Raw genomic sequence first — 2,830 nt, 5'->3', positions numbered from 1 at the left:
TGACGAGGCGCGTGGAAAAGCACCGCAACGGCGACCACAGCGTCGCTTCAGGCCGTCAAAAGCTTATCGCCGTGCATCAAGGCGGCTAGCTGAACCCTTCTAACCCTATCGGAGAGGGCGCCGCGCGGACTGGCTCGGCCACATAACCACCGACGGGAGTTCCCCACCGTGGCTCCGCCCCCGGCGCTGTGCCGCACGTTGGTTCGAGACCGCTATGATGGTGAAACCTCTCGCCCGATGGTCCACAAGAAGGGGCCATCTCATGCACGATCTCGGCCATGACCACCGGTGGCTTCTTGCCGGCAGCACTCAGGCGACTATAACGGGCGCAGAGCCGACCCTGCGGCTTCCAGACATTGTCGTGTACCCTCAAGCCGAGCCCGCAGGGCCTCGCTTACCTTTTACGGGGCGGCGGTACGTCCAAGCCGCTTCAACAGTTAAGAATCTCGCAAAGACGATACCCCGGATCGTCGAGCTTCCGCTGCCACTTCCCGCATTCGCCGAGGCGGTCAATGACCCGCCCTTCACAATAGTTATCCGGCAAGCATCTGGATGCGAGAGATAATGTTGCCGGAGGCATCTCTCATGGCTTCTACACCTGCCTGAACGCCAGAACCGCGTTCGTGCCGCCAAAGGCGAAGGAGTTGCTCAGTGCCACGCGCACCTTGCGCTCGCGTGCCACATTGGGCGTGACGTCGAGATCGCAATCGGGGTCCAGCTCACGATAATTGGCAGTCGGCGGCACGACGCTCTCGCGGATAGCCATCACGCAGGCGATCAACTCGAGCGCGCCGGACGCGCCGAGGCAATGCGCGTGCATGGACTTGGTAGAAGAAATGGACATTGAGAAGGCGTGCTGACCGAAGACGCGCTTGATCGCCGCCGTCTCGATCTGGTCGTTGGCCTTGGTGCCGGTGCCGTGCGCGTTGAGATAGTCGACATCCTCGGCGTCCAGCCTGGCATCGGCAAGGCAGGCCCGCATTGCTGCCTCCGGCCCCTCGACAGTCGGCGCGACGATGTCGGACGCATCGGCGGAAAGGCCGGCACCGGCAATTTCGGCAAGGATGGTGGCGCCCCGAGCCAGGGCATGCTCGTAGCTTTCCAGCACCGCCATGCCGGCGCCTTCACCAAGCGACAGGCCCTGGCGATCGGCCGAGAATGGCCGGCAAGTATCGGGCGAAAGCACGCGGATCGCTTCCCATGCCTTCAGCACACCCCATATGAGCGGCGCTTCGCTGCCGCCGGCAAGCATCACGTCGGCCCGGCCGAGCCTGATCTGGTCCACCGCGCAGGCAATCGCATGGTTTGCCGAGGAACAGGCGGACGTGACGCCGAAGACCGGCCCGCGCAGGCCGAGACTCATGCTGACCTGGCCGGCAGCGGCACCCGGCATCGCCTTGGGTACAGTCAAGAGAGCGGCACGCTTACCGCCCAGAAGGATGGCGCGGTAGGTTTGCTCGATCGCATCCCACCCGCAGCCGCCAACGCCCACGGTCGCACCGAAGCGATAGCTATTTCCCTCTTTGGAGGAAAGTCCGGCCTGACGCATGGCTTCGCGCGCCGCAAGCACAGCGAGCAGGCTGAAGCGGTCCATGGAGATGAGTTGCTTGCCGTCGATGTCATGCTCGGGCAGCGCCTTGATCTCGGCACCGATCCTGACCCTCAATTCATGGAGCTCGGAGTTGACGATTGGGCCGATGGCGGAGCGGCCTTCTCGCATCTCTCTCCAAATGGCGGCGGCGTTGGTCCCAAGCCCGCAAATCCCGCCAATCCCAGTAACCACGACGCGCCTGTCCATTCACACCCCCTTAGCGAGCAAGCTGCGCACGGCTTCCACCATGTCCCCAACATTCTGGAGATCCGACCATGCCTCGGCCGTATTCATCTCGATCTCGATGCCGTAGGCCTGCTCCAGGTCCCAGAGAACGTCCGCCAATCCCAGTGAATCGATACCGAGCGAAGTCAGTCCCGTGGCAGCCGTTATCTCGCCGCCCGTGGCAGGCGCTATGCCGCCCTCCGACGCGGCGCGCTTCTTGATCATGGCGATAATTTCGTTGGCGAGTTGATCTGCCATCTTGTTCCTTTCCAGCTTGCGTTTTCGGCGTCGTTCAAAACCCGAGTCGCGTCGCGTTGCCAAAATTGCCCCTCATAGAGCCTATGCGACCGACCAAGCCCAATGCCCATAGGAACCGGACGAGTTCCGGCTTCTGCGGCGTCAGCCCGATGACGAAGAAAAGTCGCCGGCCTCCCGCTTTTGCGCCAGCACATCAAGAATCTGCGTGTAAATGGATAGGAACCGTCGTCAAACGTCAGCTAAACGCTGCGACGGTGGGTGCTGTCAGCGTATTCACTCGGCACCTCATATGTAATCGAGATGTTTCATAGCTCCGGACCATTGCGATCAACTATTGTACCGGTCCGCCATTCGTCGGAGAGTTCGACATGATCGGAGCGCTGCCTCTCATTCCCAGTACAATCTCCACCGCACGCGACAGATTTCCTCTTTCGGGCTCTTCTCAAGGGACTCGCCACGCGATAGAGGCAGTGATCGGCGCACGTGAGGTCCTGCCAAGTCCATGCGACATTCCGGAAAATTGGTAAAATCGTTTGTTTCAATCAAATGCATCCACGCTATGGATAGCTAAGACATGCGTTTCAAAGGGCTCGATGTGAATCTTCTCGTCGTTCTCGACGCGCTGCTGAGCGAGCGCGGCCTCACGGCGGCGGCACGCCGCATCAACCTAACCTGAAAAATTCATGGGGGTTGGTGGATGTGGCGCAAGCCTTGAAATGACGTAGGATTTGGTTGCTTAAGCCGATCCGAACCATT

At 61.0% G+C, this 2,830-nt stretch carries 2 protein-coding genes and 2 pseudogenes; 2 read left to right on the top strand and 2 right to left on the bottom strand.

All coding sequences use genetic code 11. From position 1 onward, the window contains the following. Positions 1–445 precede the first annotated feature (445 nt). A pseudogene (locus NKH36_RS34520) lies at positions 446–606 on the top strand (LysR family transcriptional regulator); the annotation flags it as partial. Here NKH36_RS34520 and NKH36_RS34515 read toward each other — a convergent pair. After that, positions 593–1,798 (bottom strand): beta-ketoacyl-[acyl-carrier-protein] synthase family protein, encoded by a 1,206-nt coding sequence (locus NKH36_RS34515; protein WP_352966271.1) that lies wholly within the window; start codon positions 1,796–1,798, stop codon positions 593–595. The pseudogene NKH36_RS34520 and the gene NKH36_RS34515 sit on opposite strands and share 14 nt — an antisense overlap. Continuing rightward, the gene (locus NKH36_RS34510; RefSeq protein ID WP_023679611.1) at positions 1,799–2,074 is read right to left on the bottom strand and encodes an acyl carrier protein; all 276 of its coding nucleotides are present in this window, start codon (positions 2,072–2,074) and stop codon (positions 1,799–1,801) included. A gap of 574 nt (positions 2,075–2,648) precedes the next feature. Between NKH36_RS34510 and NKH36_RS34505 the strand changes: the two are divergent. After that, positions 2,649–2,747: pseudogene (locus tag NKH36_RS34505) on the top strand (LysR family transcriptional regulator); the annotation flags it as partial. Positions 2,748–2,830 lie beyond the last annotated feature (83 nt).

Source organism: Mesorhizobium sp. M1312, from assembly GCF_040318115.1.
GTDB lineage: Bacteria > Pseudomonadota > Alphaproteobacteria > Rhizobiales > Rhizobiaceae > Mesorhizobium.
This window is presented reverse-complemented; position numbering and strand designations above follow the sequence as displayed.